Source organism: Pseudomonas sp. ES4 (genome assembly GCF_050586665.1).
GTDB classification, from domain to species: Bacteria; Pseudomonadota; Gammaproteobacteria; order Pseudomonadales; family Pseudomonadaceae; genus Aquipseudomonas; species Aquipseudomonas frederiksbergensis.
Genome location: NZ_JBOBDO010000001.1, coordinates 156853 through 181555, shown reverse-complemented (window position 1 = coordinate 181555; position 24703 = coordinate 156853). Strand labels below are relative to the sequence as shown.

Annotated in this window: 23 protein-coding genes; 21 read left to right on the top strand and 2 right to left on the bottom strand. The window is 58.4% G+C overall.

The window, feature by feature from the left end:
- Position 1 precedes the first annotated feature (1 nt).
- The 13 genes from lpxD (at position 2) to ispD (ending at position 15661) form a co-directional block, all read left to right on the top strand.
- Positions 2–1057, top strand: coding sequence for a UDP-3-O-(3-hydroxymyristoyl)glucosamine N-acyltransferase (gene lpxD, locus ACQ4OB_RS00765; RefSeq protein WP_074879684.1), 1056 nt, complete (start codon positions 2–4; stop codon positions 1055–1057).
- 107 nt (positions 1058–1164) lie between these two features.
- Positions 1165–1605: a 3-hydroxyacyl-ACP dehydratase FabZ gene (fabZ, locus tag ACQ4OB_RS00760; RefSeq protein ID WP_008154051.1), complete on the top strand. Its 441-nt coding sequence runs from the start codon at positions 1165–1167 to the stop codon at positions 1603–1605.
- The gene (gene lpxA / locus ACQ4OB_RS00755) at positions 1602–2378 is read left to right on the top strand and encodes an acyl-ACP--UDP-N-acetylglucosamine O-acyltransferase (RefSeq protein WP_074879681.1); all 777 of its coding nucleotides are present in this window, start codon (positions 1602–1604) and stop codon (positions 2376–2378) included. Before fabZ ends, lpxA begins: the two co-directional genes overlap by 4 nt.
- A 2-nt stretch (positions 2379–2380) precedes the next feature.
- Complete coding sequence (gene lpxB, locus ACQ4OB_RS00750; RefSeq protein WP_074879677.1) at positions 2381–3508, top strand: lipid-A-disaccharide synthase; 1128 nt, start codon at positions 2381–2383, stop codon at positions 3506–3508.
- Positions 3508–4149, top strand: coding sequence for a ribonuclease HII (gene rnhB, locus ACQ4OB_RS00745; RefSeq protein ID WP_074879676.1), 642 nt, complete (start codon positions 3508–3510; stop codon positions 4147–4149). Before lpxB ends, rnhB begins: the two co-directional genes overlap by 1 nt.
- 83 nt (positions 4150–4232) lie before the next feature.
- Positions 4233–7754, top strand: coding sequence for a DNA polymerase III subunit alpha (gene dnaE, locus ACQ4OB_RS00740; RefSeq protein ID WP_033056286.1), 3522 nt, complete (start codon positions 4233–4235; stop codon positions 7752–7754).
- A gap of 139 nt (positions 7755–7893) precedes the next feature.
- Entirely contained in the window at positions 7894–8841 is a 948-nt protein-coding gene (locus tag ACQ4OB_RS00735) for an acetyl-CoA carboxylase carboxyltransferase subunit alpha (RefSeq protein ID WP_008154040.1), read from the top strand.
- A gap of 133 nt (positions 8842–8974) precedes the next feature.
- On the top strand, positions 8975–10303 hold the full coding sequence (gene tilS / locus ACQ4OB_RS00730) for a tRNA lysidine(34) synthetase TilS (protein WP_430954960.1): 1329 nt from the start codon (positions 8975–8977) through the stop codon (positions 10301–10303).
- Between the two features lie 274 nt (positions 10304–10577).
- Positions 10578–12209 carry a CTP synthase gene (locus ACQ4OB_RS00725; protein ID WP_074879667.1) on the top strand — a complete coding sequence of 544 codons (1632 nt, stop codon included), beginning with the start codon at positions 10578–10580 and terminating at the stop codon, positions 12207–12209.
- A gap of 5 nt (positions 12210–12214) precedes the next feature.
- Positions 12215–13060 (top strand): 3-deoxy-8-phosphooctulonate synthase, encoded by an 846-nt coding sequence (gene kdsA, locus ACQ4OB_RS00720; protein WP_056720954.1) that lies wholly within the window; start codon positions 12215–12217, stop codon positions 13058–13060.
- 156 nt (positions 13061–13216) lie between these two features.
- Positions 13217–14506: a phosphopyruvate hydratase gene (eno, locus tag ACQ4OB_RS00715; protein ID WP_010462792.1), complete on the top strand. Its 1290-nt coding sequence runs from the start codon at positions 13217–13219 to the stop codon at positions 14504–14506.
- Between the two features lie 172 nt (positions 14507–14678).
- Positions 14679–14957: a cell division protein FtsB gene (ftsB, locus tag ACQ4OB_RS00710; protein WP_008028992.1), complete on the top strand. Its 279-nt coding sequence runs from the start codon at positions 14679–14681 to the stop codon at positions 14955–14957.
- On the top strand, positions 14954–15661 hold the full coding sequence (ispD, locus tag ACQ4OB_RS00705; protein ID WP_430954959.1) for a 2-C-methyl-D-erythritol 4-phosphate cytidylyltransferase: 708 nt from the start codon (positions 14954–14956) through the stop codon (positions 15659–15661). Before ftsB ends, ispD begins: the two co-directional genes overlap by 4 nt.
- Positions 15662–15743: 82 nt before the next feature.
- Here ispD and ACQ4OB_RS00700 read toward each other — a convergent pair whose 3' ends face one another.
- Complete coding sequence (locus ACQ4OB_RS00700) at positions 15744–16640, bottom strand: LysR substrate-binding domain-containing protein (RefSeq protein ID WP_008039411.1); 897 nt, start codon at positions 16638–16640, stop codon at positions 15744–15746.
- Positions 16641–16747: 107 nt separating this feature from the next.
- Between ACQ4OB_RS00700 and ACQ4OB_RS00695 the strand changes: the two genes are divergently transcribed.
- From ACQ4OB_RS00695 to rpoS, 8 genes are all read left to right on the top strand, one after another.
- Positions 16748–17860: an S-(hydroxymethyl)glutathione dehydrogenase/class III alcohol dehydrogenase gene (locus tag ACQ4OB_RS00695; RefSeq protein ID WP_430954958.1), complete on the top strand. Its 1113-nt coding sequence runs from the start codon at positions 16748–16750 to the stop codon at positions 17858–17860.
- Positions 17861–17868: 8 nt separating this feature from the next.
- Positions 17869–18714: an S-formylglutathione hydrolase gene (gene fghA / locus ACQ4OB_RS00690; protein WP_074879658.1), complete on the top strand. Its 846-nt coding sequence runs from the start codon at positions 17869–17871 to the stop codon at positions 18712–18714.
- A gap of 43 nt (positions 18715–18757) precedes the next feature.
- Positions 18758–19231 carry a 2-C-methyl-D-erythritol 2,4-cyclodiphosphate synthase gene (gene ispF, locus ACQ4OB_RS00685; protein ID WP_076029935.1) on the top strand — a complete coding sequence of 158 codons (474 nt, stop codon included), beginning with the start codon at positions 18758–18760 and terminating at the stop codon, positions 19229–19231.
- Positions 19228–20286 carry a tRNA pseudouridine(13) synthase TruD gene (gene truD / locus ACQ4OB_RS00680; protein ID WP_430954957.1) on the top strand — a complete coding sequence of 353 codons (1059 nt, stop codon included), beginning with the start codon at positions 19228–19230 and terminating at the stop codon, positions 20284–20286. Before ispF ends, truD begins: the two co-directional genes overlap by 4 nt.
- A complete protein-coding gene (surE, locus tag ACQ4OB_RS00675) occupies positions 20274–21023 on the top strand; it encodes a 5'/3'-nucleotidase SurE (RefSeq protein WP_074879649.1) in 750 nt (249 codons plus the stop codon). Before truD ends, surE begins: the two co-directional genes overlap by 13 nt.
- Before the next feature lie 41 nt (positions 21024–21064).
- Positions 21065–21700 carry a protein-L-isoaspartate(D-aspartate) O-methyltransferase gene (locus ACQ4OB_RS00670; protein WP_173860469.1) on the top strand — a complete coding sequence of 212 codons (636 nt, stop codon included), beginning with the start codon at positions 21065–21067 and terminating at the stop codon, positions 21698–21700.
- 211 nt (positions 21701–21911) lie between these two features.
- Positions 21912–22769 (top strand): peptidoglycan DD-metalloendopeptidase family protein, encoded by an 858-nt coding sequence (locus tag ACQ4OB_RS00665; protein WP_102615346.1) that lies wholly within the window; start codon positions 21912–21914, stop codon positions 22767–22769.
- A 105-nt stretch (positions 22770–22874) separates the two neighbouring features.
- Positions 22875–23882, top strand: coding sequence for an RNA polymerase sigma factor RpoS (gene rpoS / locus ACQ4OB_RS00660; RefSeq protein WP_008154012.1), 1008 nt, complete (start codon positions 22875–22877; stop codon positions 23880–23882).
- 482 nt (positions 23883–24364) lie between these two features.
- Here rpoS and fdxA read toward each other — a convergent pair whose 3' ends face one another.
- Positions 24365–24688 (bottom strand): ferredoxin FdxA, encoded by a 324-nt coding sequence (gene fdxA, locus ACQ4OB_RS00655; RefSeq protein ID WP_008154011.1) that lies wholly within the window; start codon positions 24686–24688, stop codon positions 24365–24367.
- Positions 24689–24703 lie beyond the last annotated feature (15 nt).

Genomic DNA, 24703 nt, shown 5'->3' with positions numbered 1-24703 from the left:
CATGACAGCGACTATAAAGCTCGGCCAATTGGCCGAGTTCCTCGGCGCCACACTGCGTGGCGACCCGGAGAAAGAAATTTCTGGGCTAGCCACTTTGCAAGAGGCTGGCCCAGCTCAGTTGAGCTTTCTCGCAAACCCCCAATACCGTAAATACCTGGCTGACAGCCGGGCCGCAGCCCTGTTGCTGAAGGCCGCTGACGCTGAAGGTTTTGCAGGTAATGCGCTGGTCGTGCCTGATCCGTACCTGGCCTACGCGCGGATTTCCCATCTGTTCGATCCCAAGCCAAAGGCCGCTGCCGGTGTTCATCCGACAGCTGTTGTAGCGCCGGATGCAGTGGTCGATCCAGCAGCGAGCATTGGCGCGTTCGTGGTGATCGAAAGCTGCGCACGAATTGCAGCGGGGGTGACCGTTGGCGCGCACTGCTTCATCGGTGCCCGCTGCGAGATTGGCGAGGGCGGTTGGTTGGCCCCGCGAGTCACGCTGTATCACGACGTACGCATCGGTAAGCGGGTAGTGATTCAATCCGGTGCCGTACTGGGTGGCGAAGGTTTCGGTTTTGCCAACGAGAAAGGTGTCTGGCAGAAGATCGCCCAGATCGGTGGTGTGCTGGTCGGTGACGACGTTGAGATCGGCGTGAATACCGCTATTGATCGCGGTGCGCTGGCCGATACCGTTCTGGGTAACGGGGTGAAACTCGACAACCAGATTCAGATCGCCCACAACGTCCAGGTCGGTGATCACACCGCCATGGCCGCGTGCGTGGGGATCTCCGGCAGCACCAAAATCGGCAAGCATTGCATGCTCGCCGGTGGTGTAGGGCTGGTGGGGCATATCGAAATTTGCGACAACGTTTTTATCACCGGGATGACCATGGTGACCCACTCGATTACCGAAAAGGGTTCCTATTCTTCCGGTACGGCCATGCAACCGGCGGCCGAATGGCGCAAAAGCGCGGCCCGTATCCGTCAGCTCGATGACATCGCGCGGCGTCTGCGACAGCTGGAAAAGCGTGTAGGGGACGTGACCCCTGACGGTAATGCTTCATCTGATGGCTGATACCATTTCCATATCAAGTGTGCACAGCCGCTAGACTGCCTCCTTGATTTGCTAGAGGGGTGCGCGTCAGTCGCGCCTCCCAATCTTTACATAGGCTTCCCCCCGAAATGATGGACATCAACGAGATTCGCGAATACCTGCCTCACCGTTACCCGTTCCTGCTGGTGGACCGGGTCGTGGATCTGGATGTGGAAGGCAAGCGCATTCGCGCCTACAAGAATGTCAGCATCAACGAACCTTTCTTCAATGGTCACTTCCCTGCGCATCCAATCATGCCGGGCGTATTGATCATCGAAGCGATGGCTCAGGCTGCTGGCATCCTTGGCTTCAAAATGCTCGATGTGAAGCCTGCCGACGGTACGCTCTACTACTTCGTCGGCTCCGACAAGCTGCGCTTTCGCCAGCCCGTCACCCCAGGCGATCAGTTGATCCTCGAAGCCCGCTTCATCAGCTGCAAGCGCCAGATCTGGAAGTTCGAGTGCCAGGCTTCGGTCGATGGCAAGCCAGTCTGCTCTGCTGAAATCATCTGCGCGGAACGCAAACTATGAGTTTGATTGACCCTCGCGCAATCATCGATCCGGCGGCTATCCTGGCCGACGGCGTCGAGGTCGGCCCTTGGTCGATCATCGGTGCAGGTGTGGAAATCGGCGAGGGGACAGTGATCGGGCCGCATGTGATTCTCAAAGGCCCGACCCGAATCGGAAAGCACAACCGCATCTACCAGTTTTCTTCGGTAGGCGAGGACACGCCCGATCTGAAATACAAGGGTGAAGAAACTCGCTTAGTCATTGGTGACCACAACGTCATCCGTGAAGGCGTGACGATTCACCGTGGGACCATCCAGGATCGTGCTGAAACGACCTTGGGCGATCACAATCTGATCATGGCCTATGCCCACATCGGCCACGACAGCGTCATCGGCAACCACTGCATCCTGGTCAACAACACCGCGTTGGCGGGCCATGTGCACGTTGAAGACTGGGCGATCCTGTCCGGTTTTACCCTGGTTCACCAGTATTGCCATATCGGCGCCCACAGTTTTTCCGGTATGGGCACCGCAATCGGCAAGGATGTCCCGGCGTACGTCACGGTGTTCGGCAACCCGGCCGAAGCCCGCAGCATGAACTTCGAAGGCATGCGTCGTCGCGGTTTCAGCGAAGATGCGATCCACGCTCTGCGTCGTGCCTACAAAGTGGTTTATCGCCAGGGCCTGACGGTTGAACAGGCACTCGCCGAGCTGGCCGAACCTTCGGATCAGTTCCCGGAAGTCGCGGTGTTTCGTGATTCCATCCAGTCTTCGACCCGCGGCATCACTCGTTAATCATGGCTAATCTGCGTATAGCGCTGGTGGCGGGTGAGGCTTCCGGCGACATTCTCGGCGCGGGTCTCATGCGCGCACTCAAGGCACAGCACCCGGCAGTCGAGTTCATCGGTGTCGGCGGTCCGCTGATGCAGGCCGAAGGCCTGACTTCGTATTTCCCGATGGAACGTCTTTCGGTCATGGGCCTGGTGGAAGTGCTGGGCCGGTTGCGCGAGTTGCTGGCACGCCGCAAAAAGCTGGTTGCCGACCTGATCGCCGAGAAGCCGGACGTGTTCATCGGTATCGATGCCCCGGACTTCAACCTCAATATCGAACTCAAGCTGCGTCAGGCCGGCATCAAGACCGTACATTACGTGAGTCCGTCGGTTTGGGCCTGGCGGCAGAAACGGGTGCTGAAGATTCGCGAAGGTTGCGATCTGATGCTGACGCTGTTCCCGTTCGAAGCGAAATTCTATGAAGAGAAGGGCGTGCCGGTGCGGTTTGTCGGGCATTCACTGGCTGACGCTATCCCGCTGGAGGCCGATCGTTCCGCCGCTCGGGCCGAACTTGGCTTGCCGGAAGGGCCGCTGGTCGCCCTGATGCCGGGCAGCCGTGGCGGTGAGGTTGGGCGCCTTGGTGCGCTGTTCCTCGATACCGCCCAGCGCTTGCGGGCCCTGCGTCCGGGCGTACGCTTCGTCATGCCATGCGCGAGCCCGCAGCGCCGGGCCCAGCTTGAAGAGCTGCTGGCCGGTCGCGATCTGCCGCTGACCTTGCTCGACGGTAAATCCCACCTGGCCCTGGCTGCTTGCGACGCCGTGTTGATTGCTTCGGGCACCGCTACGCTGGAAGCATTGTTATACAAGCGGCCGATGGTGGTCGCTTATCGCTTGGCACCGCTGACGTTCTGGATTCTCAAGCGGATGGTGAAGAGTCCCTACATCTCGTTGCCGAATTTGCTGGCCCAGCGCCTGCTGGTGCCGGAGTTGTTGCAGGACGATGCGACGGTAGAGGCTTTGGCCCAAACCCTGTCGCCACTGATTGAAGGTGGCCAGGAACAGACCCGAGGCTTTGACGAAATCCACCGAACCCTGCGCTTGGACGCCTCCAATCAGGCAGCAGACGCGGTACTGAACCTGATTGGCAGAGCATAATGAGCAAAGCAAGCAAGCAGATGGGCCTGGATTTTATGCTAGTCGATGAGCTTGAAGATCTGGTGGCGGGTGTCGATGAAGTCGGTCGCGGCCCGCTGTGTGGTGCGGTGGTGACGGCGGCAGTGATCCTCGATCCGAGCCGCCCCATCCTGGGCCTCAACGACTCGAAGAAGCTCACCGAGGCTCGCCGTGAAGCGCTTTACGACGAAATCTGCGAAAAGGCCTTGAGTTGGTATATCGCCCGCGCTGAAGTAGAAGAAATCGACGACCTGAACATCCTGCACGCCACCATGCTGGCCATGCAGCGTGCCGTCGAAGGGCTGCACATTCAGCCGAAACTGGCGATGATTGACGGCAACCGTTGCCCGAAACTGTCCATGCGTGCCGAATCGGTGGTGCAGGGCGACGGCAAGGTACCGGCCATCGCTGCAGCGTCGATTCTGGCCAAGGTCAGCCGCGACCGCGAGATGGCAGCGTTCGAATTGATTTACCCGGGTTACGGTATCGGTGGCCACAAAGGCTACCCGACGCCCGTTCACCTGGAGGCGCTGGCCCGCCTGGGGCCGACGCCGATTCACCGCCGCTCGTTCGCCCCGGTACGCCTGGCTTACGAGGCGCGGGAAAACCTGATCGAGAGTTAGTCGCAAGGCTGATGTTTTTGCCAAGGCCCGGTACAATCCGGGCCTTGTTGTCTTCACGTTTCTAGTTTCTAGACAGGATCACTATGCCGGCTTCATTCGTTCATCTACGCCTGCACACTGAGTACTCCCTGGTCGACGGTCTGGTGCGGATCAAACCGCTGGTCAAGACCCTGGTCGGCATGAACATGCCTGCCGTAGCGGTCACCGACCAGAACAACATGTGTTCCCTGGTCAAATTCTATAAAGCCGCCATGGGCGCCGGGATCAAGCCGATCTGTGGCGCCGACCTGTGGCTGTCGAACAAGGATCCGGATAACGCCCTGAGCCGGATCAGCCTGCTGGCGATGAACGCCGTGGGTTATCGCAACCTCACCGAACTGATTTCCCGCGGCTTCATCGACGGCCAGCGCAATGGCTCGGTCATCATCGAGCGCGAGTGGGTGGCCGAAGCCAGCGAAGGCTTGATCATGCTGTCGGCGGCAAAAGAAGGCGAGATCGGCCTGGCGATGCTCAGCGGCAACCCGGCCGAAGCGGAAAACCTGGCGCGCGAATGGATGGCCGTGTTCCCGGATCGTTTCTATCTGGAGATCCAGCGCACCAACCGCCCCAATGACGAAGAACAGTTGCATGGCGCCGTGGCCCTGGCTGAAAAAATCGGTGCGCCGCTGGTCGCGACCAACGACGTGCGCTTCATCAAGCAGGAAGACTTCGCCGCCCACGAAACCCGCGTTTGCATCGGTGAAGGCCGCGCCCTCGACGATCCGCGGCGTTCGAAGAATTACAGCGATCAGCAATACCTCAAAAGCGCCGAGGAAATGGCCGAGCTGTTCAGCGACATTCCCGAAGCGCTGGAAAACACCGTCGAGATTGCCAAGCGCTGCAACATCGAAGTGAAGCTGGGCACTCACTTCCTGCCCAACTTCCCGATCCCCGATGGCATGACCATCGACGAGTATTTCCGCAAGGTTTCCTTCGATGGCCTGGAGGATCGCCTCAGCGTTCTGCTGCCCAAGGACACTACCGAAGATTACGAAGCCAAGCGTCAGGTCTACGTCGACCGGTTGAACTTCGAGCTGGATATCATCATCCAGATGGGGTTCCCGGGTTACTTCCTGATCGTTATGGACTTTATCCAGTGGGCAAAGAGCAACGGCGTGCCGGTAGGTCCGGGCCGTGGATCGGGTGCCGGGTCGCTGGTGGCCTACGTGCAGAAGATCACCGACCTTGACCCGCTGGAATATGACCTGCTGTTCGAACGTTTCCTTAACCCGGAACGGGTATCGATGCCCGACTTCGACGTCGACTTCTGCATGGACGGTCGTGACCGTGTAATCGACTATGTGGCCGAGAAGTACGGCCGCAACGCGGTAAGCCAGATCATCACCTTCGGTTCCATGGCGGCGAAAGCGGTGGTCCGTGACGTGGCGCGGGTGCAGGGCAAGTCTTACGGCCTGGCGGATCGTCTGTCGAAGATGATTCCGTTCGAAGTCGGCATGACCCTGGAAAAAGCCTACGAACAGGAAGAAATCCTCCGTGACTTCATCAAGGTCGATGAAGAAGCCGCCGAAATCTGGGAAATGGCCCGCAAACTGGAAGGCGTTGTGCGTAACGTCGGCAAGCACGCCGGTGGTGTGGTTATTGCTCCGACCAAGCTGACTGACTTCTCGCCGATTTATTGCGATGAAGCCGGTGACGGCCTGGTGACCCAGTTCGACAAGGATGACGTTGAGGCTGCTGGCCTGGTGAAGTTCGACTTCCTCGGTCTGCGGACCCTGACGGTCATTGACTGGGCGCTGAAAACCATCAACCGCGATCGCGCCAAGGTCGATGAGCCGCCGCTGGATATCGCGTTCATCCCGCTGGATGACAAGCCGACCTACCAGTTGCTGCAAAAAGCCGAAACCACCGCGGTGTTCCAGCTCGAGTCGCGCGGCATGAAAGAGCTGATCAAAAAGCTCAAGCCCGACTGCCTGGAAGACTTGATCGCACTGGTGGCCCTGTTCCGTCCGGGCCCGTTGCAATCGGGCATGGTGGACGACTTTATCAACCGTAAGCACGGTCGCGCCGAACTCGCGTACCCGCACTCGGACTACCAGTACGAAGGCCTCAAACCGGTTCTGGCACCGACTTACGGCATCATCCTGTATCAGGAACAGGTGATGCAGATTGCCCAGGTCATGGCCGGTTACACCCTCGGCGGCGCGGACATGCTGCGTCGAGCCATGGGTAAGAAAAAACCCGAAGAAATGGCCAAGCAGCGCGGCGGTTTCATTGACGGTTGCAAGACCAACAATATCGACGCCGACCTGGCCGGCAACATTTTCGACCTGGTAGAAAAGTTCGCCGGTTACGGCTTCAACAAATCCCACTCCGCCGCTTATGGCTTGGTGTCCTACCAGACCGCCTGGCTGAAAACGCACTACCCGGCGCCGTTCATGGCCGCGGTACTGTCAGCGGATATGCACAACACCGACAAGGTCGTGACCTTGATCGAAGAAATTCGCACCATGAAGCTGCGTCTCGACGCGCCGGATGTGAATACTTCGGAGTTCAAGTTCACGGTGAATGACGAAGGCCGGATTATCTACGGCCTCGGCGCGATCAAAGGGGTGGGCGAAGGTCCGGTGGAAGCCATCACCGAGGCGCGTCAGGAAGGTCCGTTCAAGGATCTGTTCGATTTCTGCGCCCGCGTCGATCTCAAGCGTATCAACAAGCGCACCTTGGACGGTTTGATCCGCAGCGGTGCGTTGGATCGCCTGGGCCCTTACTTCCATGACGAGCAGAAAGCCTATCAGGCCAATATCGACCGCAACCGGGCGGTTTTGCTGAATGCCATGGAAGGGGCGATCAAGGCGGCCGAACAAACCGCGCGTACCCATGACAGCGGTCATGTCGACCTGTTTGGCGGTCTGTTCGTAGAAGAAGACGCCGATGTCTACGCCAATCACCGCAAGGCCAAGGAGCTGACCCTCAAGGAGCGCCTGAAGGGGGAGAAAGATACCCTCGGCCTGTACCTGACCGGTCACCCGATCGACGAATACGAAGGTGAGATCCGCCGTTTCGCCCGTCAGCGCATCATCGACCTGAAACCGGCCCGTGATACCCAGACCGTCGCGGGCATGATCATCGCCCTGCGAGTCATGAAGAACAAAAAGGGCGACAAGATGGGTTTCATCACCCTCGACGACCGTTCGGGCCGGATCGAAGCGTCGCTGTTCGCCGAAGCATTCCATTCGGCGCAGTCGCTGTTGCAGACCGACGCGATGGTGGTGGTCGAAGGCGAAGTCAGCAACGATGATTTCTCCGGTGGGCTGCGGCTGCGCGTCAAGCGGGTGATGAGCATGGAAGATGCGCGCACCAATTTGGCCGAAAGCCTGCGCTTGAAGCTGCAGACCCAGGATTTGAAAGGCGATCAGCTACGCTGGCTCGGTGAGTTGTTCAAGCGTCACCGTGGCGCGTGCCCGATCACCATGGAATACACCAGTCCCGATGCGAAGGCCTTGCTGCAGTTCGGCGAGACCTGGCGGATCGACCCGGCGGATGCCTTGATTCAAGCCCTGCGTGACCAGTTCGGGCGAGACAACGTCTTCCTCCAATACCGTTGACGGTCAGGTGCAATAGACGCGCCTGATCTCGACCTGAATTTTTAATCTCGACCTGAACGCGCCTCTCCCTTAAGGTAGGGCGCGAATAGACAACCGGCCGGCCCAAGCTCTCTTGGATGTCGACCCAAGACGGACGCCTATGAACCCGAATTTTCTAGATTTCGAACAGCCGATCGCCGACCTGCAAGCCAAGATCGAAGAGTTGCGCTTGGTCGGTAATGACAATTCGCTGAATATCGGCGATGAGATCTCCCGCCTGCAGGACAAAAGCAGCACGCTGACCGAAGACATCTTCGGCAAGCTGACCAGCTGGCAGATCGCGCGTCTGGCGCGTCACCCGAAACGTCCATACACCCTGGACTACATCGAACATATCTTCACCGAGTTCGACGAACTGCACGGCGACCGTCACTTCTCCGACGACGCTGCGATCGTGGGCGGCATTGCCCGTCTGGACGACCAGCCGGTGATGATCATCGGTCACCAGAAAGGCCGTGAAGTTCGCGAGAAAGTTCGCCGCAACTTCGGCATGCCGCGTCCGGAAGGCTACCGCAAGGCGTGCCGCCTGATGGAAATGGCCGAACGCTTCAAGATGCCAATCCTGACCTTCATCGACACCCCGGGCGCTTACCCAGGTATCGACGCTGAAGAGCGCAACCAGAGCGAAGCGATTGCCTGGAACCTGCGCGTCATGGCTCGCCTGAAAACCCCAATCATCGCCACCGTGATCGGTGAGGGTGGTTCTGGCGGTGCTCTGGCGATCGGTGTTTGCGATCAACTGAACATGCTGCAGTACTCGACCTACGCGGTGATTTCGCCGGAAGGTTGCGCCTCGATTCTGTGGAAGACCGCCGAGAAAGCGCCGGACGCAGCCGAGGCCATGGGCATCACCGCCGAGCGCCTGAAAGGCCTGGGTATTGTGGATAAAGTGATCAGCGAGCCTTTGGGCGGCGCGCACCGTAATCCGGCGGCTGCGGCTGCATCGATCCGTGCAGAACTGAGTTCGCAACTGGCGATGCTGAAGAAGTTCGATAACGAAGCGCTGTTGGCTCGCCGTTACGAGCGCCTGATGAGCTACGGTCTCTGATCTGACCTCGCTATACCCATGTGGGAGCGAGCCCGCTCGCGATGGCGGCTTAACATTCAACTAATCTGTTGGTTGTTATGCCCCTATCGCGAGCAGGCTCGCTCCCACATTTGTTTTGTGTAAAGGGAACGCTATGAGTCGGCCAATGATTGATTTGCCTGCCAAGTTGTTGCTGAATCTGAAACCGTGGCGCAATGCTACAACCTGGCGCATCGCGTTCTCCGGTGGTCTCGACTCCACCGTCCTGCTGCACCTTCTTGTACACCTCGCGAAAACCGAATCCCTGCCGACGCTAAGCGCCATCCATGTTCATCACGGCCTTCAAGCGGCGGCTGATGCGTGGCCGGATCATTGTCAGTCGGTCTGTGATGCGCTGGGGGTGCCGCTGCAGGTTGTTCGTGTGCAGGTTCAACCCGGCGCCAGTATCGAGCGTGCAGCCCGGGATGCGCGATATGCCGCGTTCATCGAGGCGACTCAAGCCAATGAGGTGTTGATGACCGCCCAGCACCGTGACGATCAGGCGGAAACCTTGTTGTTTCGACTGTTGCGTGGGGCAGGGGTGAGGGGGTTGTCGGGGATGCCAAGCGAGCGTCCATTGGGGCGGGGGCATCTGTTGCGACCGTTGCTCAATATCACTCGCGCCGAGCTTGAAGCCTACGCGACTGAGCATCAGTTGAGCTGGATCGAGGATCCGTCGAACCAGGACCACCAGTTCTCACGCAATTATCTGCGTCATCAAGTGTTCCCCGTACTGACCGCGCGCTGGCCGCAAGCGGTGGCGACCATGGCGCGCAGCGCTGCGCATCTGAGCGAAGCGCAGGGATTGCTCGACGAATTGGCGCAAATCGATCTGGCCCACGCCAGCACCGCCAGTGATTTCGATTGGTTGGGTTTGCCGTCGCTGGAGTTGGCACTGCTGGAGAAACTGTCTGATGCACGTCAGCGCAATGCGCTGAGTCATTGGCTCAAACCGCTGACGACCTTGCCGGACAGTGACCATTGGTCGGGTTGGGAGAATGTGCGCGATGCGACCGGCGATGCGCGTCCGCTCTGGCGGCTGGCGGCGGGTGAGTTGCATCGCGCGGGTGGGCGTCTCTGGTGGTTGTCAGGTGGCTGGCTGCGCACTCCGCCATCCCCGGTGTCTTGGGCTGAGCCCTCGGTATCACTGGTGTTGCCGGATAACGGCGTGCTCACACTCACCGGTCAAATCCCCGATGGCCTGCTGCATATCCGCTATCGTGAGGGAGGTGAGGTGATGAATTTACCCGGTCGCGGCCATCGCGATCTGAAGCGATTGCTCAATGAAAGCGGCGTGCCGGGATTTGTCCGTGGCAGATTGCCGCTGCTCTATCGAGGCGAGCAATTGCTGGCGGTGGCCAACCTGCGGGGCTTGGATGGCAATGCAAAGGACCGTTGGAATTTGCATTGGCAGCCACCGCACGAAGATCTAGGTTTGAGCTGAAAGGGGCTTTCCGGTAGACTACGCTCCCTTCTTGATACAACTTCTGTGGATTCGCCTGAATTGCAGGAGTTGCCGATTACCAAGCAGTCTTTGCTGGGCGATTCCAAAAAATGTGTAGCGAGCAACCTACCGGTGTTTCATCTTCCGGTCTGTCCCAACGCGGCGGTTTTTTTGAAAGGTGCACTGTGATTAATGCAGGTGATCGGGGGCTTCGGCCTTCCTTCGCTTTCCCCGGCGGCTCGGACCGCTTTAACGCAGACTTCTAGGGTTTTTCATGACGCGCTACATATTCGTCACGGGCGGTGTTGTTTCTTCATTGGGGAAAGGCATCGCATCGGCTTCATTGGCGGCCATCCTGGAGGCGCGGGGACTTAAGGTCACCATGCTGAAGCTGGACCCGTACATCAACGTTGACCCGGGCACCATGAGCCCGTTCCAGCACGGTGAAGTGTTCGTCACCCACGACGGCGCCGAGACCGACCTGGACCTGGGCCACTACGAGCGGTTCATCCGCACGACCATGACCCAGAACAACAACTTCACCACCGGCCGTGTCTACGAACACGTCCTGCGCAAAGAGCGCCGTGGTGATTACCTGGGCGCCACCATTCAGGTGATCCCGCACATCACCGACGAAATCAAGCGCCGGATCATCAAGGGCGCCGGCGATGCCGACGTGGCCATGGTCGAGATCGGTGGCACCGTGGGTGACATCGAATCGCAACCGTTCCTCGAAGCGATCCGTCAATTGCGTTTCGAAGTCGGCGCCAAGCGCGCGATGCTGATGCACCTGACACTGGTGCCCTACATCGCCACTGCCGGTGAAACCAAAACCAAGCCTACCCAGCACTCGGTCAAGGAACTGCGTTCCATCGGCCTGCAGCCTGACGTGCTGGTTTGCCGTTCCGATCACCCGATCGACATCTCCTCGCGTCGCAAGATCGCTCAGTTCACCAACGTTGAAGAGCGTGCGGTGATTGCGCTGGAAGACGCCGACACCATCTACAAGATCCCGGGCATCCTGCACTCCCAGGGCCTGGATGATTTCGTTGTCGAGCGTTTCGGCCTGCAATGTGGCGGCGCCGATCTGTCCGAGTGGGAAGCCGTGGTCGATGCCAAGCTCAACCCTGAGCATGAAGTCACCATCGCGATGGTCGGCAAGTACATGGAACTGCTGGACGCCTACAAGTCGCTGATCGAAGCGATGAGTCACGCCGGCATCAGCAACCGCACCAAGGTCAACCTGCGCTACATCGACTCCGAAGACATCGAAAACCAGGGCACTGCGCTGCTGGAAGGTGTCGACGCGATTCTGGTACCGGGTGGCTTTGGTCTGCGTGGCGTGGAAGGCAAGATCACTGCCGTTCAATTCGCTCGCGAAAACAAGGTTCCGTACCTGGGTATCTGCCTGGGCATGCAAGTGGCCGTGATCGAGTTCGCTCGTAACGTGCTGGGCTGGAAAGACGCCAACTCCACCGAGTTCGATCGCGCCAGCGGCCATCCGGTCGTGGGGCTGATCACCGAGTGGGAAGATGCCACCGGCGCCGTCGAAACCCGTACCGAAACGTCCGATCTGGGCGGCACCATGCGCCTCGGCGCTCAGGATTGCCTGCTGGAGCAGGGTTCCCTGGTGCACGATTGCTACGCCAAGGACGTGATCGTCGAGCGTCACCGTCACCGCTACGAAGTGAACAACAACCTGCTGCCGCAAATCATGGAGGCTGGCCTGAAAGTCACTGGCCGTTCCGGTGATGGCGCGCTGGTTGAAGTGGTTGAAGCTCCGGATCATCCATGGTTCGTCGCTTGCCAGTTCCACCCTGAGTTCACCTCGACACCACGCGACGGTCACCCGTTGTTCAGCGGTTTCGTTAAAGCAGCTTTGGTTCAACACCAGAAGAAGGCGTAAATCCGATGGCCCAGAAGATCATCCGCGTAGGCGATATCGAGATTGCCAACGACAAGCCAATGGTGCTTTTCGGTGGCATGAACGTGCTGGAAAGCCGCGACATGGCGATGCAGGTCTGTGAAGAATACGTAAAGGTCACCGAGAAACTCGGTATCCCTTACGTGTTCAAGGCCAGCTTCGACAAGGCCAACCGTTCCTCCGTGACCTCTTACCGTGGCCCTGGCCTGGAAGAGGGCATGCGGATTTTCCAGGACATCAAGCAAGCGTTCGGCGTGCCGATCATCACCGACGTCCACGAGCCTGATCAGGCCGCGGTCGTCGCTGAAGTCTGCGATATCATCCAGCTGCCAGCCTTCTTGTCGCGCCAGACCGACCTGGTGGTCGCGATGGCCAAGACCGGTGCGGTGATCAACATCAAGAAAGCCCAGTTCCTTGCGCCTCAGGAAATGAAACACATCCTGAACAAGTGCGTGGAAGCCGGTAACGATCAGTTGATCCTCTGCGAGCGCGGTTCGAGCTTCGGCTACAACAACCTGGTCGTCGACATGCTTGGCTTCGGCATCATGAAGCAGTTCGAATACCCGGTGTTCTTCGATGTGACCCACGCGCTGCAAATGCCTGGTGGTCGTTCCGATTCCGCCGGCGGTCGTCGCGCTCAGGTCCTCGATCTGGCCAAGGCTGGCATGAGCCAGTCGCTGGCCGGTCTGTTCCTCGAAGCGCATCCGGACCCGGACAACGCCAAATGCGATGGCCCTTGCGCCTTGCGTCTGGACAAACTGGAGCCATTCCTGGCCCAGCTCAAAGCTTTGGACGAACTGGTGAAGAGTTTTCCGACGGTAGAAACCGCGTAATCCTCATTTCTCCGGTAAAGTACCGCACGAATTAATGCTCAGGCCCTCGGGTCTGGGCCTTCTCGTCCGCAAGTCTGCCCGCTGCACATTGCTTGCCGGCGATACAAGATTTCCTTCAGCTGCGTCGTTTTCGTCAACTTTGGAGTGTTTACAACAATGGCAAAAATCGTCGACATCAAAGGTCGTGAAGTTCTCGACTCCCGTGGCAACCCCACTGTGGAAGCAGACGTGCTTCTCGATAACGGCATCATCGGCAGTGCTTGCGCGCCGTCCGGTGCTTCCACTGGCTCGCGTGAAGCACTCGAGCTGCGTGATGGCGACAAGAGCCGTTACCTGGGCAAAGGCGTTCTGAAAGCCGTCGCCAACATCAACGGTCCGATCCGTGACCTGTTGCTGGGTACAGACCCAAGCGACCAGAAAGCGCTGGATCACGCGATGATCAAGCTCGACGGTACTGAAAACAAAGGCTCCCTGGGCGCCAACGCGATCCTCGCCGTTTCCCTGGCCGCCGCCAAGGCAGCCGCACAGGACCAGGACCTGCCGCTGTACGCTCACATCGCCAACCTGAACGGCACCCCGGGTGTTTACTCGATGCCGGTTCCGATGATGAACATCATCAACGGTGGCGAGCACGCCGATAACAACGTCGACATCCAGGAATTCATGGTTCAGCCAGTAGGCGCCAAGTCTTTCTCGGAAGGTCTGCGCATGGGCACCGAGATTTTCCATCACCTCAAAGCTGTTCTGAAGGCCCGTGGCCTGAGCACTGCTGTGGGTGACGAAGGTGGTTTCGCACCGAACCTGGCTTCCAACGAAGACGCTTTGAAAGTGATCTCCGAAGCCGTGGCGAATGCCGGTTACAAGCTGGGCACCGACGTGACCCTGGCGCTGGACTGCGCTGCCAGCGAGTTTTACGAAGACGGTAAATACAACCTGTCCGGCGAAGGCCAGGTGTTCACCGCCGAAGGTTTCGCTGACTACCTGAAAGGCCTGACCGAGCGTTATCCGATCATCTCGATCGAAGACGGTCTGGACGAGTCCGACTGGGCTGGCTGGAAAATCCTCACCGACAAGATCGGCGAGAAAACCCAGTTGGTGGGCGACGACCTGTTCGTGACCAACACCAAGATCCTGAAAGAAGGCATCGATAAAAAGATCGCCAACTCGATCCTGATCAAGTTCAACCAGATCGGCACCCTGACCGAAACCCTGGAAGCCATCCAGATGGCCAAGGCCGCTGGTTACACTGCCGTGATCTCGCACCGCTCCGGCGAAACCGAAGATTCGACCATTGCCGACCTGGCTGTGGGCACCGCGGCTGGCCAGATCAAGACCGGTTCCCTGTGCCGTTCGGACCGTGTTTCCAAGTACAACCAACTGCTGCGTATCGAAGAGCAGTTGAATGGCAAAGCCAAGTACAACGGTCGCAGCGAATTCCGCGGTTAATCGTTAATTGGTAAAAAAGACACCGGATTGTGTCGGAAAAATCGCAGCAGCGATGGATTTGCCACTAATCTGATGCCTTATAAGCACAAGCCTGGATCTTCCAGGCTTCGTGCTATCAGAAGCTTCAAAGTTTTGGCATGGCTGTCTTTTTTCACTGGATACCTGATATTCGATGCGCAGTCCCAATTGGTTGTTCCTCGTCTTGCTCCTGCTGCTGGCTGGCCTGCAATACCGCCTGTGGGTGGGTAATGGCAGTCTGGCGCAAGTGGCCGAACTGACTCAGCAGATCGCAGATCAACACGCTGAGAACGAGGGGCTGCTTGAGCGCAATCGGGTGATGGACGCTGAAGTCAGTGAATTGAAAAAGGGCATGGAGACCGTTGAAGAGCGGGCTCGTCATGAATTGGGCATGGTCAAGGACGGTGAAACCCTTTACCAGCTGGCTCAATGAACCTTTCGTTACCGGCCTTCTGGGCTGTAATTCCTGCCGCGGGCGTCGGTGCCCGTATGGCCGCGGACCGTCCCAAGCAATATTTGCAATTGGACGGGCGCACTATTCTCGAACACAGCCTCGGCTGTTTCCTTGATCATCCTGCCCTGAAGGGATTGGTGGTCAGTCTTGCTGTTGATGATCCTTATTGGCCGAACCTGGCATGCGCTGGCGATCCACGAATTCAGCGGGTTGAAGGTGGTTCCGAGCGTTCCGGGTCGGTACTCAATGCGTTGCTGCATTTGCATGCGCAAGGCGCTGACGATGACGATTGGGTGCTGGTTCACGATGCGGCGCGGCCGAATCTGAGCCGTGATGATCTGGACAAGTTGCTGGGTGAACTCGCAGATGATCCGGTTGGCGGACTGCTGGCGGTTCCGGCACGCGATACCCTCAAGCGGGTCGACAAGCACGGTCGCGTGGTCGAAACCGTGGATCGCAGTGTGATCTGGCAAGCCTATACGCCGCAGATGTTTCGTCTGGGTGCATTGCATCGGGCGTTGGCGGACAGTCTGGTGGCCGATGCGGTGATTACTGACGAAGCTTCGGCGATGGAGTGGGCGGGGCTGGCGCCGCGACTGATTGAAGGCCGGTCCGACAATCTCAAGGTCACGCGCCCTGAAGATCTCGAATGGTTGCGCCAGCGTTGGGCTAACCGCCGCTGATTGCTGTGGTATCTGGCAGATTACTTTCGACTTGCTCGCGAAAGCGGTATCTCAGTCAATAAAACTGGCACTGAAACATACCTTAGCTCCGATACTCCGGCCGCTCAGCCAATCCTTCCTTCAAGTAATCCACCAACTTGCGCACCTTCGGCGACAAATGCCGTTGCTGTGGATAAAGCGCCCACACGGCAGTGTTCGGCGGTTGGTGGGCTTCCAGCAGCGAAATCAACTCGCCGCTTTTAAGGTGCTCCAGCACGTAGTAGTCCGGCAACTGACACAAACCCACTCCCTGTAACGCCGCATCCAGCACCGCTTGCCCACTGTTGCAGCGCCAGTTTCCCTGCACTCGCTGGGAAAATTCCCGCCCGTTCTGTTCCAGTTGCCAGAGGTCCGAGCTACCGATGAGGCAGTTGTGGCGGCTCAGTTCCGACAAACTGTGCGGCCGGCCGTAGCGTTCCAGATAGGACGGCGATGCACACAGGTACATGCGTCGTGGCGCCAGGCGTGTCGCTACCAGCCGCGAGTCCTGCAGGCGACCGAGACGGATCGCCAGGTCCAGCCCTTCGTGCACGAGGTCGAGTTGACGATTGCTCAGTTCGATGTCGATGCGCAGTTGCGGATAGAGCCCCATGAAACGGGTTACCAGCGGCACGATAAATCGTTCGCCGTACGCTACGGCGCAAGTCATGCGCAGCATGCCTTTGGGTTCGCTGGTCAGGTCGCCCACCGCACGCAGTGCTTCTTCGCGACCATCCTGCAGGCGCTGGCAATGTTGCAGGAAGGTTTGCCCGGCTTCGGTCAGCGTGACCCGGCGGGTGCTGCGATACAGCAGTCGCGTCTGAAGGCGCTCTTCGAGACGTACTATTTGTCGACTGATGTGGGAGGACGAAACCCCGAGGCGTTCTGCGGCAGCCGTGAACTGACTGCACTCGGCCACGGCGACAAACTCGTCGATACCTTCCCAGCGGTTTTCGGACATCAAGGATTATCCCTGTATGGCAATAATGTTTTGCTTTTGCCTGGATTATTCATCGTAAGGCGCTGTATTACACTCCTTGTCTTGTTTTAATTCACTGGAGAATCCACATGATCAAGTCGCGCGCTGCCGTTGCCTTCGAGGCCCAGAAACCCCTCGAGATCGTTGAAGTCGATGTCGCCATGCCCAAGGCCGGTGAAGTCCTGCTGCGTGTGGTTGCCTCCGGTGTCTGCCATACCGACGCCTACACACTGTCGGGCGCTGACCCGGAAGGTATCTTCCCGTCGATCCTCGGTCACGAAGGTGGCGCGGTGGTCGAGGCGATCGGTGAAGGCGTTACCTCCGTGGCCGTCGGCGATCACGTGATCCCGCTGTACACCCCGGAATGCCGCCAGTGCAAATTCTGTCTGTCGGGTAAAACCAACCTGTGTCAGGCGATTCGCGCGACTCAGGGTAAAGGCCTGATGCCGGATGGCACTTCGCGCTTTTCCTACAAAGGCCAACCCATTTTTCACTACATGGGGACCTCGACGTTCTCCGAGTACACCGTGCTGCCGGAAATCTCCGTCGCCAAAATTCAAAAAGAAGCGCCACTGGAGAAAGTCTGCCTGCTGGGCTGCGGTGTCACCACCGGCATCGGTGCCGTTCTTAATACCGCCAAGGTAAAACCAGGTGATACCGTCGCTATTTTCGGTCTCGGCGGCATCGGTCTTTCGGCAGTCATCGGCGCCGTCAAAGCCAAGGCTGCAAGGATCATCGCCATCGACATCAACCCGGCCAAATTCGAGATCGCCAAGCAGTTGGGTGCAACCGATTGTGTGAACCCGAAAGATTTCGATCGTCCGATCCAGGAAGTCATCGTCGACATGACTGACGGTGGCGTCGACTTTTCCTTCGAGTGCATCGGTAACGTCCAGTTGATGCGCGCTGCACTCGAGTGTTGCCACAAGGGGTGGGGCGAGTCGGTAATCATCGGCGTCGCCGGTGCTGGCCAGGAAATCTCCACCCGTCCATTCCAGCTGGTGACCGGTCGCGTCTGGCGCGGTTCGGCGTTCGGCGGCGTGCGTGGTCGTACCGAGTTGCCAAGCTATGTCGAGATGGCTGAAACCGGCGAGATCCCGCTGGATACGTTCATCACCCACACCATGGGCCTGGAAGATATCAACAAGGCGTTCGACCTGATGCATGAAGGCAAGAGCATCCGTTCCGTCATCCATTTCTGAGGTCGGTCATGAGCCTGGAAAATATCTCCTGCCAGAAAAGCTTCGGCGGCTGGCACAAACGCTATCGGCACCGCTCCGATGTGCTCGGCTGCGACATGGTGTTTGCCGTGTACCTGCCGCCGCAGGCGGAACAGGGCGGCAAGTTGCCAGTGCTGTACTGGTTATCCGGCCTGACCTGCACCGACGAAAACTTCATGCAAAAGGCCGGCGCCATGCGCATGGCCGCCGAGCTGGGGCTGATCATCGTTGCCCCGGACACCAGCCCTCGCGGTCCTGATGTGCCGGGTGATCCGGATGGCGCCTGGGACTTCGGTCTCGGTGCCGGGTTTTATCTGAATGCCACGCAGGAACCCTGGTCGCGGCATTATCGGATGCATGACTATGTCGTGCAGGAATTGCCCGCATTGGTCGAAGCCCATTTCCCTGCCTCGGACAAGCGCGGCATCAGCGGTCATTCCATGGGTGGCCACGGCGCGCTGGTCTGCGCGTTGCGCAATCCTGGGCGTTATCAGTCGGTGTCGGCGTTCTCGCCGATCAACAATCCGATGGACTGTCCCTGGGGGCAGAAAGCTTTTTCCCGCTACTTGGGAGAAGACCGATCGAAATGGCGCGAGTGGGATGCCTGCGTCTTGATTGCCGAGGCGAACGAAAAGCTGCCTCTGCTGGTAGACCAAGGTGATCGCGACGATTTCCTGGCCACCCAGCTCAAACCTGAAGCCTTGCAACAGGCCGCCAAACTGGCCGGTCATCCGCTGACGTTGCGCCTGCAACCCGGCTACGACCACAGCTATTTCTTCATCGCCAGCTTCATTGATGACCACTTGCAGCATCACGCACGCGCCCTAGGCGCCTAATGCAGGTAGAATCACGCCCTGACAAAAATCGGGGCGTTTTTTTATGCGTATTGGCCACGGCTATGATGTGCACCGTTTCGCTGAAGGCGATTTCATTACTCTGGGCGGCGTGCGCATTGCACACGGCTTCGGGCTGCTCGCTCATTCCGACGGTGACGTCCTGCTGCACGCCTTGAGCGATGCCTTGCTCGGCGCCGCTGCGCTGGGTGATATCGGCAAACATTTCCCGGACACCGACCCGACATACAAAGGCGCCGACAGCCGAGTGCTGTTGCGCCACGTCGTCGCACTGATCCACGCCAAGGGCTGGAAAGTCGGCAACGTCGATAACACCATCGTCGCCCAGGCGCCGAAAATGGCCCCGCATATCGAATCGATGCGCGCGCTGATTGCCGCGGATCTTCAAGTTGAGTTGGATCAAGTGAACGTGAAAGCTACCACCACCGAAAAGCTCGGCTTTGTCGGTCGCGAAGAAGGCATTGCCGTGCACTCCATTGCCTTGTTGCTGCGCGCATGAACGAACTGCAATTGCTCGGCCCGCGGGCCTATGGCGAAGCCCTCGGCACCGCCGTACTGAAAGCCACGGCGGAAGATTTCCAGGTCGATGAAGTCCTCGATATTCCCCTCAGCGGCGACGGCGAACACTTGTGGATCTGGGTGGAAAAGCGCGGTCTGAATACCGAAGAAGCGGCACGGCGGATCGCCAAGGCGGCAGGCGTGCCATTGCGCACCGTCAGTTACGCGGGCCTCAAGGATCGTCAGGCGCTGACTCGCCAGTGGTTCAGCGTGCAGCTGCCGGGCAAGGCTGATCCTGATCTGTCGGCGGCAGAAAACGATACGCTGAAGATCCTCAAGACCGGCCGGCACAAACGCAAGCTGCAACGCGGTGCTCACTCGGCCAATGGTTTCACGTTGCGACTGACGCAATTCGCTGGCGACAAAGCGGCGATCGACGAGCGTCTGCAACTGATCGCCAAGCAAGGTATTCCCAATTATTTCGGCGCCCAGCGTTTTGGGTTTGACGGCGGTAACGTGGTCGATGCCCGTGCCTGGGCGGCGCGTAAAGCGTTGCCGGAGCAGCGCAACGTGCGTTCGCGTCTGCTCTCTACGGCGCGCAGCTTTCTGTTTAATCAGGTGTTGGCGGCGCGTGTCGCCGATGGCACCTGGCAGCGTGCCCTGGTTGGCGATCTGCTGGCCTTCACCGACAGTCGCAGCTTCTTTCCGGCCGGTGAAGCCGAGTGCAGCGACCCGCGCCTGGCGATTCTCGATCTGCACCCGACCGGTCCGCAGTGGGGCGAAGGTGACTCGCCGGCCACTGGCGCTGTCCATGAACTGGAGCAGGCAATCGCCACGCGCGAAGCGGACTTGCGTGATTGGTTGATTAACGCCGGTATGAGCCACGAACGTCGCATCCTGCGACTGCCCATTGGTGGGTTGACGTGGCATTATCCCGAGCCTGACATTCTGCAACTGGAATTCGTCCTTCCGGCCGGATGCTTTGCCACCGTATTGGTGCGCGAGCTTGTTGATCTGGTGCCGGTGGGGCAGACGGACAGCCCATGCGTATTCTGATTTCTAACGACGATGGGGTAACCGCACCCGGTCTCGCCGCGCTTTATGCTGCGCTGGCGGATTACACCGAATGCGTGGTTATCGCCCCGGACCAAGACAAAAGCGGCGCCAGCAGCTCGCTGACGCTCGACCGTCCGTTACACCCGCAAACCCTGGCCAACGGCTTTATCAGCCTCAATGGCACACCGACCGATTGCGTGCACCTGGGCCTTAATGGCTTGCTGGAGTGCGAGGCGGACATGGTGGTTTCAGGTATCAACCTGGGCGCCAACCTGGGTGATGACGTGTTGTATTCCGGCACCGTGGCGGCAGCCCTTGAGGGACGTTTCCTGGCGCGCCCTTCGTTTGCCTTTTCGTTGGTCTCACGGCAAGTGGAGAACCTTCCCACAGCCGCGTACTTCGCGCGCAAACTGGTAGAGGCTCACGCGGACCTTGAACTGCCACCGCGTACGGTACTGAACGTGAACATTCCGAATTTGCCGCTGGACCATATTCGCGGTGTTCAACTGACCCGCCTCGGTCATCGCGCACGTGCTGCGGCGCCGATCAAAGTGGTCGATCCGCGCGGCAAATCCGGTTACTGGATTGCGGCGGCGGGGGATGCCGAAGACGGCGGCCCGGGCACCGATTTTCATGCGGTGATGCAAGGCTATGTTTCAATCACCCCACTGCAACTGGATCGCACCTTTAATGATGCCTTCAGAAGTCTCGATGGCTGGCTGGAGGGGCTGAACTAATGGCTCGTGAACAAGACGATATTCTGCGTCGTGGCATCGGGATGACCTCGCAACGGACTCGTGAGCGCCTCATTCAACGCCTGTATGAAGAAGGAATTTCCAACGCCAAGGTGCTGGAAGTCATTCGCCGTACACCGCGTCACCTGTTTGTCGACGAGGCGCTGGCTCATCGTGCCTACGAAGACACGGCACTGCCGATCGGCAATAACCAGACCATCTCGCAGCCTTATATGGTGGCTCGCATGAGCGAGCTGCTGCTGGAGGCAGGTCCTCTCGACAAGGTGATGGAAATCGGCACCGGCTCGGGCTATCAGACGGCGGTACTGTCGCAACTGGTCGAACGGGTATTTTCAGTCGAGCGCATCAAGGTTCTGCAGGACCGGGCCAAGGAACGCCTGGTGGAACTGAACCTGCGCAACGTAGTGTTCCGCTGGGGCGATGGTTGGGAAGGCTGGCCGGCGCTGGCGCCTTACAACGGCATTATCGTGACGGCGGTGGCGACCGATGTACCTCAGGCGCTGCTCGATCAGTTGGCACCGGGAGGGCGGCTGGTGATTCCGGTCGGCTCGGGCGAGGTTCAACAATTGATGCTGATCATCCGGGAAGAGCAGGGCTTTTCCCGGCGTGTGCTGGGGGCTGTTCGCTTCGTCCCGTTGCTCAATGGGCCACTGGCCTGAGCATTTGTTTCAGGGCGCTGAATTCTCTTCGATTGCTTGTGTCTTACACCGGCATCGATCAGTTAAACGGATTTCATCGTCAGGCAGCAAACGTGTGCGCGAAGCCATTTCGCTTCATTAAAGGTAAAGCCTGCACGGCTCGTTATACTTGCGACATTTCATGCCGGAACACGGCAATCCACATTTTCAGCCACCACAAAGGGAGCGGCGGGTGAGTCTCACAGTCATTGCGCAGCGAATGGGTAAAACGAGCTTTCAGCGCCTGGTGACTGGCCTTGTCTTGAGCACCTTGCTGGTAGGTTGCTCCAGCAACAAGTCGAGTGATGTTCGCGTCGTCGATCGCAACAAAGCCGTCGCCCAGCGTCCGGCAGTGACCACGGGTCAATACGTCGTCCGGCCTAAAGACACCTTGTTCTCCATTGCCTTTCGCTACGGTTGGGACTACAAAGCCCTCGCGGCACGCAACAACATTCCTACGCCTTACACGATCCATCCGGGTCAGACGATTCGCTTTGACGGTCGCACCGGTTCAACGCCGACGCCGATGGCCAGCACCGCCGATTCAACGCCTTCTTCGTCGCTGAAAACCACGGTAATCCGGCGCCAGGCGAATGGCGCAACCACCAGTACTGCGGTGGTTACACCGTCCGTCGGCAGCAAGCCGACCCCTGTTCCGATGCCTCCTGCCGGTCCGGCCCCGACCGGCTGGGGGTGGCCATCTAATGGCATTCTTATTGGAAAATTCTCTTCAAACGGGAGTTTGAATAAAGGAATTGATATCGCCGGGGATTTGGGACAGCCTGTTTTAGCTGCGTCTGATGGGACGGTGGTATACGCCGGGAGTGGCTTAAGGGGCTACGGCGAATTAGTCATCATCAAACACAGCGACACCTACGTCAGTGCCTACGGACATAACCGCAGGCTGTTGGTTCGGGAGGGGCAGCAGGTCAAGGTCGGACAGACAATTGCCGAAATGGGGTCAACGGGTACAGACCGGGTGAAGCTGCATTTTGAGATTCGCCGACAAGGTAAACCAGTAGATCCGCTGCAATTCCTGCCACGTCGTTGATCGCTTTCCAGCCTGTTCCGTCGCGTAGAGGGAACAGGTTCCAGCGTTGCCAGGGATAAAGGCGCCGCTTGAGCCTGAGGTCGAACTCACCAAAGGACTATAACAATGGCTCTCAGTAAAGAAGTGCCGGAGTTTGACATCGACGATGAGGTTCTCCTGATGGAGACCGGCATCGGTACGGATTCGATGTCGAATGATGAAGGGGCTGCTCCACCTTCCGTTCGTGCCAAATCCAAACACTCCGCCTCGTTAAAGCAACACAAGTACATTGACTACACGCGTGCGCTCGATGCCACGCAGCTGTACCTCAATGAGATTGGTTTTTCCCCTCTGTTATCCCCCGAAGAAGAAGTTCATTTTGCGCGCTTGTCGCAAAGTGGAGATCCGGCCGGGCGCAAACGCATGATTGAAAGTAACCTGCGGCTGGTGGTGAAAATCGCCCGGCGTTACGTCAATCGTGGTCTGTCGCTGCTTGACCTGATCGAAGAGGGCAACCTCGGTCTTATCCGGGCGGTAGAGAAGTTCGACCCCGAACGCGGCTTCCGCTTTTCGACCTACGCGACCTGGTGGATTCGTCAGACCATCGAGCGCGCGATCATGAACCAGACCCGGACCATCCGGTTGCCGATTCATGTGGTCAAAGAGCTCAACGTGTACCTGCGGGCTGCACGGGAGCTGACGCAAAAACTCGATCACGAACCCTCACCCGAAGAAATTGCCAACCTGCTGGAAAAACCGGTGGGCGAGGTCAAGCGCATGCTCGGCCTGAACGAACGGGTTTCTTCGGTCGACGTCTCACTGGGTCCGGATTCGGATAAAACCCTGCTGGACACCCTTACCGATGACCGTCCAACCGATCCATGTGAACTGTTGCAGGATGACGACCTGTCCCAGAGCATTGATCAATGGCTCTCGGAGCTGACCGACAAGCAACGCGAAGTGGTGATACGCCGCTTCGGCCTGCGCGGTCACGAGAGCAGCACGCTTGAAGATGTAGGCCTGGAAATTGGCCTGACCCGGGAGCGGGTCAGACAGATTCAGGTTGAAGGCCTGAAGCGTCTTCGGGAGATTCTCGAGAAGAACGGCCTGTCGAGCGAGTCGCTGTTTCAATAAGTAATTTTCTGGCTGGCATTAAAAAGCCCCGACTGTTCGGGGTTTTTTATTGCCTGGAAGACAGGCTGGGAGTTCCGTCCGTAGTTCCTCTGGTTTGTAGTCTCCCGCTGTAAGAGTTTGCTTACTCTTTCGTAAGTGTTCGCTAATTTCAATGCGTAGCAGTCGTACATATTCCTACAAGAGCGAAGATTAACTTATTGATTTATATGCTTATTTTTTTATGTGAATAGCGTGTGACAGAAAACTTCAGCTATTGGAGGCGATTGCTCTTGGTAGGGAATTCTCTAGTATCTGAACTGTGTCGACGGACAGACACACCCTTCAAGGATGAGGGGAAGGACATCGTAGGAAGCGATTCATCAGGACGATGAAAAGGAACACAGGGAATAGGGAAAAAATGTGGGCGGGTCAAACCGCCCCTTTTTTTGCCTGCAGAAAAGCAAAAAGGCCCACAAGGGGCCTTTTCGGGAACGCGGGGGCAATCAGCGTTCGAGATCTTTGATCTTGCCTTTGACACCATCCCACTCTTCGGCATCGGGCAAAGATTCTTTCTTCTCGGTGATGTTGGGCCAGATTTCCGCCAGCTCAACGTTCAGCTGAATGAATTGCTGCATGTCTTCCGGGACTTCATCTTCGGAGAAGATGGCCACGGCAGGGCATTCTGGTTCGCACAGTGCGCAGTCGATGCACTCATCCGGGTGAATCACCAGGAAATTCGGGCCTTCGTAAAAGCAGTCCACCGGACACACTTCTACGCAGTCGGTGTACTTGCACTTGATGCAGTTGTCGGTGACGACGAAGGTCATTTCTAATTTTCTCCT

What these genes read in the sequence shown, in the direction of transcription:
- tilS (WP_430954960.1), top strand. Translation starts at nt 8,975, where the DNA reads ATGAGTCGGCCAATGATTGATTTGCCTGCCAAGTTGTTGCTGAATCTG.
- kdsA (WP_056720954.1), top strand. Translation starts at nt 12,215, where the DNA reads ATGGCCCAGAAGATCATCCGCGTAGGCGATATCGAGATTGCCAACGAC.
- surE (WP_074879649.1), top strand. Translation starts at nt 20,274, where the DNA reads ATGCGTATTCTGATTTCTAACGACGATGGGGTAACCGCACCCGGTCTC.
- fghA (WP_074879658.1), top strand. Translation starts at nt 17,869, where the DNA reads ATGAGCCTGGAAAATATCTCCTGCCAGAAAAGCTTCGGCGGCTGGCAC.
- ACQ4OB_RS00695 (WP_430954958.1), top strand. Translation starts at nt 16,748, where the DNA reads ATGATCAAGTCGCGCGCTGCCGTTGCCTTCGAGGCCCAGAAACCCCTC.
- truD (WP_430954957.1), top strand. Translation starts at nt 19,228, where the DNA reads ATGAACGAACTGCAATTGCTCGGCCCGCGGGCCTATGGCGAAGCCCTC.
- rpoS (WP_008154012.1), top strand. Translation starts at nt 22,875, where the DNA reads ATGGCTCTCAGTAAAGAAGTGCCGGAGTTTGACATCGACGATGAGGTT.
- ACQ4OB_RS00670 (WP_173860469.1), top strand. Translation starts at nt 21,065, where the DNA reads ATGACCTCGCAACGGACTCGTGAGCGCCTCATTCAACGCCTGTATGAA.
- lpxB (WP_074879677.1), top strand. Translation starts at nt 2,381, where the DNA reads ATGGCTAATCTGCGTATAGCGCTGGTGGCGGGTGAGGCTTCCGGCGAC.
- eno (WP_010462792.1), top strand. Translation starts at nt 13,217, where the DNA reads ATGGCAAAAATCGTCGACATCAAAGGTCGTGAAGTTCTCGACTCCCGT.
- ACQ4OB_RS00700 (WP_008039411.1), bottom strand. Translation starts at nt 16,640, where the DNA reads ATGTCCGAAAACCGCTGGGAAGGTATCGACGAGTTTGTCGCCGTGGCC.
- dnaE (WP_033056286.1), top strand. Translation starts at nt 4,233, where the DNA reads ATGCCGGCTTCATTCGTTCATCTACGCCTGCACACTGAGTACTCCCTG.
- rnhB (WP_074879676.1), top strand. Translation starts at nt 3,508, where the DNA reads ATGAGCAAAGCAAGCAAGCAGATGGGCCTGGATTTTATGCTAGTCGAT.
- fdxA (WP_008154011.1), bottom strand. Translation starts at nt 24,688, where the DNA reads ATGACCTTCGTCGTCACCGACAACTGCATCAAGTGCAAGTACACCGAC.
- ACQ4OB_RS00725 (WP_074879667.1), top strand. Translation starts at nt 10,578, where the DNA reads ATGACGCGCTACATATTCGTCACGGGCGGTGTTGTTTCTTCATTGGGG.
- fabZ (WP_008154051.1), top strand. Translation starts at nt 1,165, where the DNA reads ATGATGGACATCAACGAGATTCGCGAATACCTGCCTCACCGTTACCCG.
- ftsB (WP_008028992.1), top strand. Translation starts at nt 14,679, where the DNA reads ATGCGCAGTCCCAATTGGTTGTTCCTCGTCTTGCTCCTGCTGCTGGCT.
- ispD (WP_430954959.1), top strand. Translation starts at nt 14,954, where the DNA reads ATGAACCTTTCGTTACCGGCCTTCTGGGCTGTAATTCCTGCCGCGGGC.
- ACQ4OB_RS00735 (WP_008154040.1), top strand. Translation starts at nt 7,894, where the DNA reads ATGAACCCGAATTTTCTAGATTTCGAACAGCCGATCGCCGACCTGCAA.
- lpxD (WP_074879684.1), top strand. Translation starts at nt 2, where the DNA reads ATGACAGCGACTATAAAGCTCGGCCAATTGGCCGAGTTCCTCGGCGCC.
- ispF (WP_076029935.1), top strand. Translation starts at nt 18,758, where the DNA reads ATGCGTATTGGCCACGGCTATGATGTGCACCGTTTCGCTGAAGGCGAT.
- lpxA (WP_074879681.1), top strand. Translation starts at nt 1,602, where the DNA reads ATGAGTTTGATTGACCCTCGCGCAATCATCGATCCGGCGGCTATCCTG.